This is a genomic window from Ectopseudomonas oleovorans (assembly GCF_003052605.1).
GTDB classification, from domain to species: domain Bacteria; phylum Pseudomonadota; class Gammaproteobacteria; order Pseudomonadales; family Pseudomonadaceae; genus Aquipseudomonas; species Aquipseudomonas oleovorans_A.
In genome coordinates this window covers 1-15497 of sequence record NZ_QASO01000062.1, presented here as the reverse complement: position 1 = coordinate 15497, position 15497 = coordinate 1, and the positions used below count along the sequence as shown (strand labels likewise).

14 protein-coding genes are annotated in these 15497 nt (G+C 64.2%); 10 read left to right on the top strand and 4 right to left on the bottom strand.

The annotated features are described in order from the left end of the window. Nucleotides 1-102 precede the first annotated feature (102 nt). The 3 genes from DBO86_RS10435 to tsaC all read left to right on the top strand — a co-directional run bounded on the left by DBO86_RS10435 (nucleotide 103) and on the right by tsaC (nucleotide 2971). Nucleotides 103-1140 carry a LysM peptidoglycan-binding domain-containing protein gene (locus DBO86_RS10435; protein WP_108233616.1) on the top strand — a complete coding sequence of 346 codons (1038 nt, stop codon included), beginning with the start codon at nucleotides 103-105 and terminating at the stop codon, nucleotides 1138-1140. An 81-nt stretch (nucleotides 1141-1221) separates the two neighbouring features. Continuing rightward, on the top strand, nucleotides 1222-2337 hold the full coding sequence (gene dprA, locus DBO86_RS10430; RefSeq protein WP_108233615.1) for a DNA-processing protein DprA: 1116 nt from the start codon (nucleotides 1222-1224) through the stop codon (nucleotides 2335-2337). A gap of 76 nt (nucleotides 2338-2413) precedes the next feature. Continuing rightward, the gene (gene tsaC / locus DBO86_RS10425; protein ID WP_075744681.1) at nucleotides 2414-2971 is read left to right on the top strand and encodes an L-threonylcarbamoyladenylate synthase type 1 TsaC; all 558 of its coding nucleotides are present in this window, start codon (nucleotides 2414-2416) and stop codon (nucleotides 2969-2971) included. 74 nt (nucleotides 2972-3045) lie between these two features. On the opposite strand, the gene DBO86_RS10420 is transcribed toward tsaC, so the two are convergent. Then, a complete protein-coding gene (locus tag DBO86_RS10420) occupies nucleotides 3046-4023 on the bottom strand; it encodes an NADPH:quinone reductase (protein ID WP_108233614.1) in 978 nt (325 codons plus the stop codon). A gap of 147 nt (nucleotides 4024-4170) precedes the next feature. On the opposite strand from DBO86_RS10420, the gene hemF reads away from it, so the two are divergent. The 3 genes from hemF to DBO86_RS10405 all read left to right on the top strand — a co-directional run bounded on the left by hemF (nucleotide 4171) and on the right by DBO86_RS10405 (nucleotide 6411). Then, entirely contained in the window at nucleotides 4171-5085 is a 915-nt protein-coding gene (hemF, locus tag DBO86_RS10415; RefSeq protein WP_108233643.1) for an oxygen-dependent coproporphyrinogen oxidase, read from the top strand. A 144-nt stretch (nucleotides 5086-5229) separates the two neighbouring features. Then, nucleotides 5230-6054: a shikimate dehydrogenase gene (gene aroE / locus DBO86_RS10410; RefSeq protein WP_084341835.1), complete on the top strand. Its 825-nt coding sequence runs from the start codon at nucleotides 5230-5232 to the stop codon at nucleotides 6052-6054. A gap of 6 nt (nucleotides 6055-6060) precedes the next feature. Further along, nucleotides 6061-6411, top strand: coding sequence for a DOPA 4,5-dioxygenase family protein (locus tag DBO86_RS10405; RefSeq protein WP_004422875.1), 351 nt, complete (start codon nucleotides 6061-6063; stop codon nucleotides 6409-6411). 22 nt (nucleotides 6412-6433) lie between these two features. On the opposite strand, the gene DBO86_RS10400 is transcribed toward DBO86_RS10405, so the two are convergent. Genes DBO86_RS10400 through betC form a run of 3 tightly spaced genes read right to left on the bottom strand, consistent with a single transcriptional unit; the run spans nucleotide 6434 to nucleotide 10542 of the window. Next, complete coding sequence (locus DBO86_RS10400; RefSeq protein ID WP_108233613.1) at nucleotides 6434-8005, bottom strand: SulP family inorganic anion transporter; 1572 nt, start codon at nucleotides 8003-8005, stop codon at nucleotides 6434-6436. Nucleotides 8006-8063: 58 nt separating this feature from the next. Next, complete coding sequence (gene choX / locus DBO86_RS10395; protein ID WP_108233612.1) at nucleotides 8064-8984, bottom strand: choline ABC transporter substrate-binding protein; 921 nt, start codon at nucleotides 8982-8984, stop codon at nucleotides 8064-8066. 49 nt (nucleotides 8985-9033) lie between these two features. After that, nucleotides 9034-10542, bottom strand: coding sequence for a choline-sulfatase (gene betC, locus DBO86_RS10390; RefSeq protein ID WP_104729526.1), 1509 nt, complete (start codon nucleotides 10540-10542; stop codon nucleotides 9034-9036). A gap of 113 nt (nucleotides 10543-10655) precedes the next feature. Between betC and DBO86_RS10385 the strand changes: the two genes are divergently transcribed. The 4 genes from DBO86_RS10385 to tnpC all read left to right on the top strand — a co-directional run bounded on the left by DBO86_RS10385 (nucleotide 10656) and on the right by tnpC (nucleotide 15179). Then, the gene (locus tag DBO86_RS10385; RefSeq protein ID WP_108233611.1) at nucleotides 10656-11576 is read left to right on the top strand and encodes a choline sulfate utilization transcriptional regulator; all 921 of its coding nucleotides are present in this window, start codon (nucleotides 10656-10658) and stop codon (nucleotides 11574-11576) included. 113 nt (nucleotides 11577-11689) lie between these two features. Next, on the top strand, nucleotides 11690-12592 hold the full coding sequence (gene pbpG, locus DBO86_RS10380) for a D-alanyl-D-alanine endopeptidase (RefSeq protein ID WP_017676325.1): 903 nt from the start codon (nucleotides 11690-11692) through the stop codon (nucleotides 12590-12592). Nucleotides 12593-13240: 648 nt separating this feature from the next. Further along, on the top strand, nucleotides 13241-13600 hold the full coding sequence (gene tnpB, locus DBO86_RS10375) for an IS66 family insertion sequence element accessory protein TnpB (RefSeq protein ID WP_003292067.1): 360 nt from the start codon (nucleotides 13241-13243) through the stop codon (nucleotides 13598-13600). A gap of 19 nt (nucleotides 13601-13619) precedes the next feature. Beyond that, the gene (gene tnpC, locus DBO86_RS10370) at nucleotides 13620-15179 is read left to right on the top strand and encodes an IS66 family transposase (RefSeq protein ID WP_128576465.1); all 1560 of its coding nucleotides are present in this window, start codon (nucleotides 13620-13622) and stop codon (nucleotides 15177-15179) included. Nucleotides 15180-15497 lie beyond the last annotated feature (318 nt).

Here is a 15497-nt window from a genome sequence, read left to right as displayed (position 1 = left end):
ATGAACAGCATTGAAAAACGGCTTCACGCCGCGGAATCAGCGGGTTTGGCACGCGGCGCTAGGGCGCTTCACGTGAAGGCACATAATAAAGGGATTCACCGTATGAGGAAATCACTACTCGCCCTGCTCTTTGCAGCCGGCGGAATTGCCCTGACCAGCTTGGCTCAGGCCGAAGTGCAACTCAAGGACGGTCACCCGGACCGCTACACAGTGGTCAAGGGCGATACCCTCTGGGACATTTCCGGCAAGTTCCTGCGCCAGCCGTGGAAATGGCCGGAGATCTGGCACGCCAATCCACAGGTCGCCAACCCGCACCTGATTTATCCCGGTGATACCCTCAACCTGGTCTACGTTGACGGTCAGCCGCGCCTGATGCTCAACCGCGGTGAGTCGCGCGGTACCATCAAGCTGTCGCCGCAGGTGCGCAGCACGCCAATGGCCGAAGCGATCCCGACCATCCCGCTGGAGGCGATCAACAGCTTCCTGCTGAGCAACCGTATCATCGACACGCCGGAAGAATTCAACGGCAAGCCTTACGTCGTCGCCGGCAACGCCGAGCGCGTGGTCAGCGGCGCTGGCGATCGCGTCTACGCCCGTGGTCAGTTCGACGAAGAGCATCCGATTTACGGCATCTTCCGTCAGGGCAAGACCTATGTGGATCCGGAAACCAAGGAATTCCTCGGCATCAACGCTGATGACGTCGGCTCTGGCGAGATCGTCGCCGAAGAAGGTGATGTCGGTACGCTGCTGCTGAAGCGCTCGACTCAGGAAGTGCGCCTGGGAGATCGCCTGTTCCCCACCGAGGAGCGTGCGATCAACTCCACCTTCATGCCCAGTGAGCCGAGCAGCGAAATCAATGGCCTGATCCTCGACGTGCCGCGCGGCGTCAGCCAGATCGGCCAGTTCGACGTGGTCACCCTGAACAAGGGGCTGCGCGATGGCCTGGAAATCGGCAACGTGCTGGCGGTGTTCAAGACCGGCGAGACCGTACGTGACCGCGTTACCGGCGAGAGCGTGAAGATCCCGGACGAGCGTTCCGGCCTGCTGATGGTGTTCCGCACCTATGACAAGCTCAGCTACGGCCTGGTACTGCAGGCCAGCCGTCAACTGGCGGTGATGGACAAGGTCCGCAACCCGTAATACCCGACGAGCCCCGCACTTGCGGGGCTCGTGCTTTCTGGCCGCCAGGATGGCGGTGCAACTTTTCAGGGAAGAATCGCCATGCCTGCATCCTCCTCGCTTTCCCCCGCCGTTTCTCCTGCCGAGCTCGAAGCCCGCTTGCGTCTGCATCTATTGCCAGAGCTGGGGCCGCGACGCTTTCGCAAACTCCTGAGCGCTTTCGATAGCGCCTCGGCTGCGCTCAGTGCGCCAGCCAGCGCCTGGCGTGCGTTGGGGTTGCCGGCTGCCTGCGCCGAGCCCCGGCGCAGTACGGATATCCGCGAGCGAGCGGCGGCTGCCCTGCACTGGCTGGGTGAGCCTGATCAGCATGTGGTGATGTGGGACGATCCAGCCTATCCGGCTCTGCTCGGCGAGCTGGCGGATGCGCCGCCGCTGTTGTTCGTGGCGGGCGAGCCGCGCGTGCTGGAGGCGCCGCAACTGGCCATGGTCGGTAGTCGGCGTGCCTCGCGGCCCGGCCTGGATAACGCACGAGCTTTTGCCCGTAGCCTGGCGGGCGGTGGTTTCGTCATCACCAGTGGTCTGGCGTTGGGGATCGATGGTGCTGCGCATCAGGGGGCGCTGGAGGGCGGCGGCAAAACGGTGGCCGTGCTGGGCACTGGCTTGCAGTGCCTGTATCCGCGGCGGCATGTGGGGCTGGCGGCGCAGATCATCGAGCAAGGTGGCGCGCTGGTGTCAGAGTTGCCGCTGGACTGTCCGCCGCAGGCCAGTAATTTCCCGCGGCGCAACAGGATCATCAGCGGGTTGTCGCTGGGTGTACTGGTGGTCGAGGCCAGCCCTTCCAGTGGCTCGCTGATCACTGCGCGCCTGGCCGCCGAGCAGGGGCGCGAGGTCTATGCGATTCCCGGTTCCATCCACCATCCCGGTGCGCGTGGTTGTCACCAACTGATTCGCGATGGCGCCACCCTGGTGGAAAGCATCGAGCATATCCTCGAAGCCTTGCGTGGCTGGCAGACTCCAACCGCCGAACCTGTATCGGTGCCGCTGGCTAACGTCGAGCATCCATTGCTGGCTTTGCTGCATGCCGCGCCGCACAGCACCGAGGCGCTGGTGCAGGCCAGCGGTTGGCCGTTGTCACAGGTGCTGGGAGCTTTGACCGAGCTGGAGCTCGATGGCCTGGTGTGTAACGAGGCCGGGCGTTGGCTGGCGCGCAATCGTTAACAGGCTGTTAAGGCCCGTGGCAGGCAACCATTGGCTTGGATAGACTGCCGCCCATTGATTTCGCGGGAGACAGTCGATGGCCAGCAACTGGCAGATACAGCAAACGGCGCGAGTGGTGCGTGAAGGGGGCGTGGTTGCCTATCCGACCGAGGCGGTCTGGGGTCTGGGCTGCGATCCCTGGAATGAAGAGGCGGTGTATCGCCTGCTGGCGCTCAAGGAGCGGCCGATGCACAAGGGGCTGATTCTGGTGGCCGATGACATCGGACAGTTCGACTTCCTGCTCGATGATCTGCCAGAGATCTGGCAGGAGCGCCTGGCCGGAAGCTGGCCAGGCCCGAACACCTGGCTGGTGCCGCATCAGAATCGCCTGCCCGAGTGGGTCACAGGCCAGCACGATACCGTGGCCCTGCGCGTCAGTGATCATCCGCTGGTTCGTGCGTTGTGCCGCTATACCGGCCCGCTAATCTCCACCTCGGCCAACCCGGCGGGGCGCCCTTCAGCGCGTTCGCGTCTGCGCATCGAGCAATATTTCCCGGGCGAGTTGGACAAGGTCCTTGGCGGCGCACTAGGTGGGCGCAAGAACCCCAGCCTGATTCGTGACCTGCGCACGGGCGATGTGATTCGGCCGTCCTGACTGGCCAATGCTCGCGGCTAAAGCCCCTCCCACGATTGTGGCAGCTGTGGGAGGGGCTTTAGCCGCGACTGTTTTTACGGCAGCAAAATGGTCGAGCCGGTGGTTTGCCGCGAGCTCAGCGCATCCTGTGCGGCGGCAGCGTCCTTCAGTGCGTAGCGGTTGCTGATTTCCACCTGCAGCTTGCCGCTGGCGATCATGCCGAACAGGTCGTCGGCCATGGCCTGCAGGTTCTGCGGCGTATTGGCGTAGCTCGCCAGGGTCGGCCGGGTGACGTACAGCGAGCCCTTCTGCGCCAGGATACCCAGGTTGACCCCGGTCACCGCGCCGGATGCATTGCCGAAGCTGACCAGCAGGCCGTGTGGTGCCACGCAGTCCAGCGAGGTTTCCCAGGTGTCCTTGCCGACGCCGTCATAGACCACCGGGCACTTGGCGCCGTCGGTCAGCTCCAGTACGCGCTGCACGACGTTTTCATGGCTGTAGTCGATGGTCGCCCAGGCGCCCTGCTCCTTGGCCCGCGCGGCCTTTTGCGCCGAGCTGACAGTGCCGATCAGCTTCACGCCCAGCGCCTTGGCCCATTGGCAGGCGAAGGAGCCGACACCGCCGGCCGCAGCGTGGAACAGGATGGTCTCGCCGCCCTTGAGTTCGTAGGTCTGGCGCAGCAGGTACTGCACGGTCAGGCCCTTGAGCATCACCGCAGCCGCCTGTTCGAAGCTGATGCTGTCCGGCAGTTTCACCAGCTTGTCGGCGGGCAATACGTGCAGCTCGCTATAAGCACCCAGCGGGCCGGTAGCGTAGGCAACGCGATCACCCACGGCAAAGCCTTCGACTTCGCTGCCGACGGCCTCGACCACGCCGGCACCTTCGGTGCCCAGGCTCGACGGCAGCGCGGGCGGCTGATAGAGGCCGCTGCGGAAGTAGGTGTCGATGAAGTTCAGGCCGATGGCCCGGTTGGCCACGCGCACCTCGCGCGGGCCAGGTGCTGCCGGCTGGTAGTCACGGTACTGCAGCACGTCGCTGCCGCCGTGCTGGCTGAACTCGATACGCTTGGCCATCTTGGAGTCCTTGTCTGATCGGCGCCGCTGCAAGCGGCCAAAGAGTCTATCCAATCGTCCCGATTGACCGACGTCAACTGCGGATGTGCCTGGGTGAATGCTATGCTGCCCGCCGATTTCGACCTGCTCTCTGTTCAAGGTGCCGCCGTGACTGACCGTACCGAGGCCGTGAAGGCCTACCTGCTCGACCTGCAAGATCGCATCTGCTCTGCCCTGCAAGCCGAGGACGGCCAGGCCGTGTTCGCCGAGGACGCCTGGCAGCGTCCGGCCGGTGGTGGTGGGCGCACGCGGGTGATCGAGAACGGCGCGCTGATCGAAAAAGGCGGGGTGAATTTCTCCCACGTGTTCGGCGACAGCCTGCCGCCGTCGGCCAGCGCCCATCGCCCCGAGCTGGCCGGCCGTGGCTTCCAGGCCCTCGGCGTGTCGCTGGTGATCCATCCGGAAAACCCCTACGTGCCGACCTCGCACGCCAACGTGCGCTTCTTCAGTGCCGAGAAGGAAGGCGAGGAGCCGGTGTGGTGGTTCGGCGGCGGTTTCGACCTCACGCCCTACTACGCCAATGAAGAAGACTGCGTACACTGGCACCAGGTCGCGCATGACGCCTGTGCGCCATTCGGTGCCGAGGTCTATCCCAAGTTCAAGGCCTGGTGCGATCGCTACTTCCACCTCAAGCATCGCGGTGAGCCGCGCGGCATCGGCGGGCTGTTTTTCGACGACCTCAACGAGTGGGACTTCGACACCAGCTTCGCCTTCATGCGTGCCATCGGTGACGCCTACATCCAGGCCTACCTGCCCATTGTCCAGCGCCGCAAGCTGATGCCGTTCGGCGAGCGCGAGCGTGAGTTCCAGGCTTTCCGCCGTGGCCGCTACGTCGAGTTCAACCTAGTGTTCGACCGTGGCACGCTGTTCGGCCTGCAGTCCGGCGGGCGCACCGAGTCGATCCTCATGTCGCTGCCGCCACATGTGCGCTGGGGCTATGACTGGAAGCCCGAGCCGGGCAGCGAGGAAGCTCGCCTGACCGAGTATTTCCTGGCGGATCGTGATTGGCTGGCGCAGGCCTAGCTTCCATTCTCTCTTGTAGGAGCTGCGCCCCGCAGCGAATGACGGCGGCGTGTGCTACCGCGGCGAAGCAGAGGCTTCGCCCCGAGGCGGGGCTCCTACAGGACGGCGTCAGTTTCGTAGATTTCTACCGTTACAGGACCTTCCATGGACCGCTACTGCGTCTTCGGCAACCCCATCGGCCACAGCAAATCACCGCTGATTCACCGCCTGTTCGCCGAGCAGACCGGCCAGGCGCTGACCTACGATGCGCGTCTGGCGCCGCTGGATGACTTCGTCGGCGACGCCCGCGCCTTTTTTGCCGACGGCCTGGGCGGCAACGTCACCGTGCCGTTCAAGGAAGAGGCCTTTCGCCTGGCCGACGAACTCACCGAGCGCGCCCGTCGAGCCGGCGCGGTGAATACCCTGAAGAAACTGGCCGACGGTCGCCTGCTGGGTGACAACACCGACGGTGCTGGCTTGACCCGTGACCTGCAGGACAACGCCGGTTTCAGCTTGGCCGGCAAGCGCATCCTCGTGCTCGGTGCCGGCGGTGCCGTGCGCGGTGTGCTCGAACCCTTCCTGGCGCAGAAGCCGGCGGTGCTGGTGATCGCCAACCGTACCGTGGCCAAGGCCGAACAACTGGTGCGTGAATTTGCCGACCTAGGCCCGCTGGTGGCCGCTGGCTTCGACTGGATCGATGCGCCGGTGGACCTGATCGTCAACGGCACTTCCGCCAGCCTCGGTGGTGAGCTGCCGCCGATTGCGCCGAGCCTGATCCAGCCCGGTCATACCGTCTGCTACGACATGATGTACGGCCGTGAGGCGACCGCCTTCAACCGCTGGGCAGCCGAGCAGGGCGCGGCGCGCTGCCTGGATGGCCTCGGCATGCTGGTCGAGCAGGCGGCCGAGGCGTTCGAGCTATGGCGTGGCGTGCGCCCTGACACGGCGCCGGTGCTGGCTGAGCTGCGCCGTCAACTACTGGCGGGTTGAACGGGCATGGACGAACAAGCGCTGCCGAGGATCAGGGGCTATCACGCCCATGTTTACTTCGACGCCAGCACCCTCGATCAGGCCCGTGCGCTGTGCGAAGAAGCCGCGCGGCTTTTTCCTCTGAAGATGGGACGGATGCACGAGCGTCCAGTCGGGCCACACCCGGATTGGAGCTGTCAGCTGGCCTTTCGTCCTGACCTGTTCGGTGAGCTGGTGCCCTGGCTGATGCAACACCGCAATGGCCTCAACGTGCTGGTGCACCCGATCACTGACAACGAGCTGCGCGACCACCGCGACTGGCCGCTATGGCTCGGTCAGGTGCGCCCGCTGGATCTGAGCACGCTCGCAGACGAATGATGGTTAGGACGAGCGGTCTTGCTCAATCCTCGAACAACACCGGGCAGCGCTCGGCGCCTTCGAGCTTGAGAATTTCCTCCACCACTGGCGGCCGCGCCTGACGCAGCACCAGGCTGCGCTTCAGCGCCTGCAGGCGGCGCGCCTCCTGGTACAGCATCTCCACCCCGGCATAGTCGATGAAGTTGATGTGCCGCGCGTCGATCACCAGGCGCTGCCCGCGGCTGCGCTGCAGCAACTGCTGGATGTACTGGCAGGCGCCGAAGAAGATCGAGCCCTCGATGCGCAGCACCTCGTCTTCGCCGTCCTGCCACAGGCGCACGCGCGGCTGCGAGGTGCGCTTGAGGTAGAAGAACAACGAGGCCAACACGCCGGCGTAGATCGCCGTCTGCAGCTCCAGCACCAGGGTGGCGGCGAAGGTCAGCAGCATCACCATGAACTCGGAGCGGCTGACCCGACGCAGCGCACGGATCGCCGGCAGATCCACCAGGCCCCAGCAAATCAGCAGGATGCCGGCCGCCATCACCGGCAGCGGGATATGCGTCAGCAGCGCTGCGCCGAACACCGCGAACAGCGCCACCAGCAGCGCCGAGAACACTCCGGCCAACGGCGTACGCGCGCCAGCCTGCAGGTTCAGCGCCGAGCGGGTGAAGGAGCCGGCCGACAGCGACGCGGAAAACCACGGCCCGAGCATGTTCGACAAGCCCTGGGCGCGTACTTCCTGGTTGGCATCGAGGAACTGGTGCGATTTCACCGCCAGCGCGCGGGCGATGGACAGGCTGGTGACCAGCCCGAGCATGCCGCAGGCCACCGCTGCCGGTAGCAGGCGCAGCACGTCGTCGAGGTCGAAACTCAGCATGGTCAAAGGTGGCAGGCCACCTTCGAATGGTGCGACCAGGGCGATGTCAGCGGTGAACCGTGCCGGTAGCAGCCACGCCAGCAGACTGCCGCAGACGAGGCCGATCAGCAGTGCAGGCGCCTTTGGCCAGAGCTTGCGCACGGCCACGCTGAGCAGCAGGGTGAAGGCCGCCAGGGCCAGACTCGGCCAGTGCGCTTCGGGCAGGTGCTGGCCGATCTGCAGCAGGCTGGTCAGGGCCGTGGGTTGGCTGGCGACCTCGACGCCGAGCAGATTGGGCATCTGCCCGATGGCGATCACCAGCGCCGCGCCGAGGGTGAAGCCGAGCACCACCGACTGCGAGACGAAGTTCACCAGGGCGCCGAAGCGCAGCATACCTAGCAGCCACTGGAACAGCCCGGCGAGAAAGGTCAGCAGCAGGATCAGGGCGATGAATTCGTCGCTGCCGATGCGCGCCATGGGGCTGACGCTGGTGAACAGGACGATGGAGATCGCGGCGGTCGGCCCGCAGATCAGGTGCCAGGACGAGCCCCACAGACAGGCGATGATCACCGGCACGATGGCGGCGTACAGGCCGTATTCGGCGGGCAGGCCGGCAATCAGCGCGTAGGCCAGCGACTGCGGCAGGGCCAGGATGGCACCGGTCAGGCCCACCAGCAGGTCATTGCCGAGGGTCTTGTGGCTGATGCCAGGCAACCAGCGGAGAAACGGCAGTATGGTCTGTCGGTCAGGTAGGCGCATGATTTGAGTCGAGGGTGGGCCGCAGGCGACTCCACCCTACTCACTTGCCGCGGTTAATTCAAAGCCGCGCCTTCACGGCGGCCAGGCCGTCGCCACCGTCGCGGGTGGTCACGCCCTGCAGCCAGCCATCGAGCACCTGCGGGTTGGCCTGCAGCCAGGCCTTGATCGCAGTGTCGTTGCTGGCCTGCTTGTTCAGCACCTGATCCATGATGCTGTTCTCCATCTCCTGGGTGAAAGTCAGGTTGCTTAGCAGCTTGCCGACGTTGGGGCACTGCGCGGCGTAGCCCTTGCGCGCCAGGGTGTTGACCTCGCCGCTGTCGCCGAAATATTTCTCGCCGCCTTTCAGATACTGCATGTCGTACTGCACGTTCATCGGGTGCGGGGTCCAGCCGAGGAATACCACGAACTGATCGCGTTTCACCGCGCGGCCGACCTGCACCAGCATCGCCTGTTCGCTGGACTCCACCAGCTTCCAGTCACCCAGGCCGAACTCGTCGGCGGCGATCATCTGCTTGATCGACTCGTTGGCGGGTGAGCCGGAGGCGATGCCGTAGAGCTTCTTGCCAAACTTGTCGGCATGCTTGTCCAGATCGGCGAAGGTCTTCACCCCGGCCTCATAGGCATAGGTCGGGACCGCCAGGGTGTACTCGGTGCCTGCGAGGTTCTGCGCCAGCTTGTCCACTTCTCCGCTGGCGACGAACTTGTCGTAGTTGCTCTGCTGCGCCGGCATCCAGTTGCCGAGGAAGACGTCGACCTGGCCCTTCTGCAGGCCGGCGAAGATGATCGGCACGGCCAGGGTCTGGGTTTGTGCCTTGTAGCCCAGGCCGTCGAGCAGGAAGCTGGCGATGCCGTTGGTCACGGCGATGTCGCTCCAGCCCGGGTCACCCAGCTTGACCGTGGCACAGGCGGCGTCCTCGGCCCATACGTCCCCGGCGCTGCTGAGCGCTGCCGCGAGTAACAGCACACTGAATCGGTTCATGGCGTCTCTCCTTTTTTCTTCTGGTTTGGGGGCGGCAGTTGGAAAAGGTTCATACCTGGGGAAAACGGGCGCGGCGTTCCAGGTCGTCGAGATCGATATGGTTGCGCATGTACTGTTGGCTGGCATCGACCCAGGGCTGGTGATCCCAGCTGGTCAGCTTGCCTTGGCTCAGCGCCTCGGCCACCAGACGGCGGCGGCGCTGACTGGCGAGAGTGGCGGCGTGGATGGCCGGGATGTCCCAGCGCTCGCGCGCTTCGGCGATGAAACCGGCAAGGATGCCGCGATGCTCGCTGGACTCGGCCAGGTTCTGACGTTCGAGCGGGTCGCTGTCCAGATCGAACAGCAGCAGTGGATCCTGCTCGGAATAGACGAACTTCCATGGCCCGCGGCGAATCATCATCAGCGGGCTGAGCGTGCCTTCGGCCATGTATTCGCCGAGCACTTCATCATGGCCGCCCTTGCCTTGCAGATGCGGCAGTAGCGAGTGACCTTCCAGCTCCAGGCCCTGCTCGACCTGGCCGCCGGCCAGTTCCACCAGCGTTGGCAGCAGATCGAGAGTGGAGACCGACTGACTGACCCGATGCGCGGTGAAGCGCTGCGGTGCATGCACCAGCAACGGCACGCGGGCGGACATTTCGAACCAGTGCATCTTGTACCAGAGGCCGCGCTCGCCAAGCATGTCGCCGTGGTCGCCGGAGAAGACGATCAGGGTGTCCTCGGCCAGACCGCACTCTTCCAGGGTCTTCAGCAGCTTGCCGATGTTGTCGTCGATGTAGCTGCAAGCGCCGAAATAGGCGCGGCGGGCGTCGCGAATCTTGTCCTCGGGCAGCGGCTTGTCCCACAGGTCGATGATCTTGAGGATGCGCTGCGAGTGCGGGTCCTGCTCGCTCTGCTCGATGTGCTGGCGCGGCAGAGGAATGTCCACGCCCTCGTAGCGATCCCAGTATTCGCGGCCGATGGTGTAGGGGTCATGCGGGTGGGTCATCGACACGGTCAGGCAGAACGGCTGATCCGGACTCATGCGCACGTGGTCGTAGAGGTACTGGCGGGCCTTGAACACCACCTCCTCGTCGAAATCCAGCTGGTTGCTGCGTACGCAGGGGCCGGCCTGCAGCACCGAGGACATGTTGTGGTACCAACTGGCGCGCACGTCCGGCTCGTCCCAGTTCACCGCCCAGCCGTAGTCGGCCGGATAGATGTCGCTGGTCAGGCGCTCCTCGTAACCGTGCAGCTGGTCCGGCCCGCAGAAGTGCATCTTGCCCGATAGCGCAGTGCGGTAGCCGAGGCGGCGCAGGTAATGGGCGTAGGTCGGCACATCGGCGGGGAAATCGGCGGCATTGTCGTAGGCGCCGATCTTCGATGGCAGCCGCCCGCTGACCAGGGTGAAGCGCGACGGCGCGCAGAGCGGGCTGTTGCAGTAGGCCGAGTCGAACACCACGGCCTGCTCGGCCAGTTTCATCAGGTTGGGCATCTGCACTGGCGAGGCGGCATCGTGCAGCGGCAGGATCGGCGCGGCCATCTGGTCGGCCATGATGAAGAGGATGTTCGGGCGCTTCATGGTGGCGGGTATTCCATATTGTTGGTTTATGCGACAGTGCTGGCTCCATGATTCCGGTAGAACGGCAGCAGGGTAAACCCGGCTGTGAAACATGCCTCGGATAAGCAGAGCTTATGTTTAAAGTCATTGATGGGCTGTCGCTCGACGCCCTGCGGGTGTTCGAGTCGGCCGCGCGCCAGCTCAGTTTCACCGCCGCCGCCAACGAGCTGGGTAGTAGCCAGCCGGCGATCAGCCAGCAGATCAAGCGTCTGGAGCAGCAACTGGCCACGCGGCTGTTCAATCGCGTCTATCGCGGCATCGTACTGACCGAGGCCGGCGAGCTGTTGTTGGCCCATGTGCAGGAAGGGCTGGCCAGCCTCGATGCCGGGCTCGTCGCCGTCACCGCGCGCCAGCAGCATGAAGTGCTGCAGGTGGCCACCGACTTCGCCTTCGCCGCCTACTGGTTGATGCCGCGCCTGCAGCGCTTCAACCGCCTGTACCCCGAGGTGGACGTCAGCCTGATCACCAGCGAGCGCGACCCGGCCACGGTACCCAGCGATATCGACGTGGCGATCCGTTTTGGCGACGGTCGTTTCAAGCATGGCGAAGCGTACCTGCTGTTCGGCGAAGAGGTGTTTCCGGTGTGCAGCCCGCGTCTGCTCGGCGAGCGCCAGCTACCGCTACCGACGGAGGTTCTGAGCGAGCTGCCGCTGCTGCACCTGCGCCCCGAGCACCGCTCGCGCTGGTTCGACTGGGAGGGATTGTTCCGCGCCCTCGGCATCGCCAGCCTGCCGACACCCGGCGCGTTGCGTTTCGACAACTACACCCTGCTGATCCAGGCGGCGATTGCCGGGCAGGGCGTGGCCATCGGCTGGCGCCATCTGGTGGATGAACTTCTGGCTCAGGGGCTGCTCTGTCGTCTGGGTGAGGCCGAGGCGCATTCGGCGCGTGGCTATTACCTGGTACTACCCGAGCGCAAGCGTCGCCAGCGCCTGACCGCGCGTTTCGTCGACTGGTTGCAGGCCGAGCTGGATTCGCCAGCAGCGAGCGTTTGATCGGGCCATACTGCAATAGCCAAGCGTGATCCTTATACTGGTCGCCGCCGCTCTAGCCGGTCGTTTTTCATCGCCTGCCAGCGGCCCCCACACTCCAACCGGTGAAGTGAACCGTGAAACTCCGTCATTCGATTTTGGGCCTGCTGCTGTGCGGCAGCCTTGTTGTTTCGAACCTCCAGGCCGCGCCTGCCCAGCCGAAGCAGGAGCTGGCCGCCGGTAGTGCCTTGCTGATCGATCTGAAGACCGGCCAGGAGCTCTATTCCAGCAACCCGGACCTGCGCCTGCCGGTCGCCTCGGTCACCAAGCTGATGACCGCCATGGTGGTGCTCGACGCCAAGCTGCCGCTGGACGAGATGCTGCCGATCACCATCCGCGACACCCAGGAAATGCAGGGTGTGTTCTCCCGCGTGCGCATCGGCAGTGAAATCACGCGCCGCGAAATGCTGCACCTGGCGCTGATGTCCTCGGAGAACCGCGCTGCCGCCAGTCTTGCGCACCATTACCCGGGTGGCCACGCCGCCTTCGTCGCAGCCATGAACGCCAAGGCCAAGGCGCTGGGCATGCACAGCAGCCACTTCGTCGAACCCACCGGCCTGTCCGAACTGAACGTCGCCACGGCGCGTGACCTGGCGCTGATGGTCAAGGCCGCCAACCAGTATCCGCTGATCCACCAGTTCAGCACCGACTCCGAAGCCACCGTGGCTTTCCGCAAGCCCAACTACACCCTGGGTTTTCGCAACACCAACGCCCTGGTGCGCAAACCCGACTGGAACATCAACCTGAGCAAGACCGGCTTCACCAATGCCGCCGGTCGCTGCCTGGTGATGGCCACCACCATCGCCAACCGTCCGGTGGCCTTCGTGGTACTCGGTGCGTTCGGCAAGTACACCCACATGGCCGACGCCAACCGCCTCAAGCGCTGGATGGAGACCGGCAAGGTCACCCCGGTGCCGGCAGCGGCGCTCAGCTACAAGCAGCAGAAGCTGGCCGAGTGGAGCCTGCAGGCCGCGCAGTAAGACGCTGTGCACGCCCTGCAGGGCCAGCACGAGACGCAAAGTGTAGGAGCCCCGCCTCGGGGCGAAGCCTCGGACTTCTGCGTCGCCAGCCCCGTAGCATTCGCCGCGGGGCGCGGCTCCTACGCCGGCCATCGGAAAAAGGGCGACTCGATGAGTCGCCCTTTTTCGTTGTGCGCCAGGCATGGCGCGTAGCGCCGTGGCTGGCGCTGTTCGGTTCACTGTGGTGGTGGACTGGACGACTTGGAGGTGAAAGTCCTCTACACACCCGGCAAGGGGAAGTGTTAGCCAGAGGCAAGGGTGTCGCGGGCGNCTGCGAATCTGAAGGAAGCCCGAGGCAAAATGCTGGCCTGACGAACAGGAAGCGGATAGAGGCGGCGTAGCGGGGTGAGGTAGCAACGATTGCCAAAGCCCGATACTTGCACGGAACGCTACGACGTAAATCCGACAGGCATAAGCAGGAAGGTCGCGCGAATTACCCTGGGAGATCTGTTTGGCCTGCCATGTGCTACCGGCCCCGAGAGGTGACGGGATGGGCGAACAGAAGTCAGCAGAGGCCGTAGTAGTGTAAGCGCTCCATAAACCCCATCTTCAAACGAACCGATAGCCAGACGATGCTGCGCTCCTGATTTCTTTTCAGGAGCAGCTGCCATGATGCGTCCCGACGCCAAGGTGCAGAAGGTCTATCTCTATCCCAAGCCTGTCGACTTTCGTAAATCCATCAACGGCCTGGCGGCACTCGTCGAGTTGGATATAAAGGTGGAAGTGTTCAACCCGGTACTGTTCGTGTTCCTCAATCGCAGCCGCAACCAGGTGAAGATCCTCTATTGGGAGCGTAATGGTTTCTGCCTGTGGCTCAAACGCCTAGAGGCCGAGCGCTTCAAGACCAAGCCCGATGCCGGCGATGAGCCCATCGAGCTGACGGTCGACGAATTGAACTGGCTGCTCGACGGCATCGACCTCTGGCGAAACCGCCCTCATCAAGTCCTGACGCCGCGTTACGTGGCCTGAGCCGGTATAATCCACGGCCATGATTGCCGTGCCCGATACCCTTCCTGACGATCCCGACGCGCTCAAACAGTTGCTGTCGCAAGTGTTGCTGGCACGTCAATCTGATCTGAACAAAATCAGTCAACTTCAGGAACAGGTCGCTCTGCTGCGCCACAAACTGTTCTCGCCGAAGTCAGAGCGCAGCCCCGAGGATGCCGACTCGCCGCAGTTGGCCATGTTCAACGAGGCCGAAGAGCTGGTCGAAGAGGGTGCTTGCACTGACGAGCCAGGCGGTGATGGAGCTGAGGCAGAAGAGGTTATGGCGCCGCTCAAGCGCCGTGGCAAGCGCAAGCCGCTGCCGGCCAAGCTACCGCGTATTGACGTCATTCACGAACTGCCCGAGCACGCGCTGACCTGCGAGTGCGGCTGCCGCAAGCAGGCCATCGGCGAAGAAACCAGCGAGCAGCTGGAGATCATCCCGATGCAGGTGCGGGTGATCCGTCATATCCGCAAGACCTATGCCTGCAAGGCCTGCGAAGCGGCACCGGTCACCGCCGACAAGCCAGCCCAGCTGATCGAGAAAAGCCTGGCCAGCCCCAGCGTGCTGGCGATGCTGCTGGCCACCAAGTACGCCGACGGCATCCCGCTGTACCGCTTCGAGAGGATGCTCAGCCGGCACGGCATCGACATCTCTCGCCAGACCCTGGCGCGCTGGGTAATCCAGTGCGGCGAACAGCTGCAACCCGTGATCAACCTGATGCGCGACCGGCTGCTCGACTACCCGGTGCTGCACTGCGACGAAACCCGGCTGCAGGTACTGCATGAGCCGGGTCGTGACCCCACCACGCAATCCTGGATGTGGGTGCAAAGCGGTGGGCCACCCGACAAACCGGTGATCCTGTTCGACTACTCATCCAGCCGTGCGCAGGAAGTACCGCTGCGCCTGCTCGCAGGCTACCGCGGCTACCTGATGACTGACGACTATGCCGGCTACAACGCCGTGGCCGCACAAGAGGGCATCGAACGCCTGGCCTGCTGGGCGCATGCGCGACGCAAGTTCGTCGAAGCACAGAAGGTGCAGCCCAAGGGCAAGACCGGGCGCGCCGACATCGTGCTGAACCTGATCAATAAGCTTTACGGCATCGAGCGTGAGCTGAAAGAAGCCGACGACAGCGGGCGCCTCGCCGCCCGCCAGCAGCGCAGCCGACCGATCATCGACCAACTTAAGACCTGGCTGGACAAGACCCAACCACAGGTCGCCGGACAGACCGCCCTGGGCAAGGCGGTGAACTACCTGGCCAGCAACTGGAGCCGCTTGGTGCGCTACCTCGAAGGCGGCCACCTGCCAATCGACAACAACCGCGCCGAGAACGCCATCCGCCCGTTCGTCATCGGCCGCAAGAACTGGCTGTTCAGCGACACCCCGAAAGGCGCCAGGGCCAGCGCGCAGATCTACAGCCTGATCGAAACCGCCAAGGCCAACGGCCAGGAACCTTACGCCTGGCTGCGCCACATCCTCGAACGCCTGCCGACCGCCAGCAGCGTAGACGACTACGAAGCACTGCTGCCATGGAACTGCTCGCCAGCAACTGCATCCTGACTTGCGAACCTTGTTAGCGGTAGGTGGGTTTATGGAGCGCTTACGTAGTAGTTGCTCGGAACCGGAGTGATGAAGGGCTGAACCTGCCATGAGTGGATAGTCAGGTGTGCTCTCTGTTGGAGCGTAAAGCAGAAACGCCGTGAACAGCGGTGGTCGAGACCATCAGGAGGTAGGAGTCGGAAACTCCGAGGGCCGGTCTGGGCGCTTAGCTACCGCAGGCGACACATCAACGGAACCAAGCTCGCTGATGCTGTTTGTCAGTAGGCAGGAACCGCCGTATACGGAACCGTACGTACGGTGGTGTGGGAGGACGGCGGG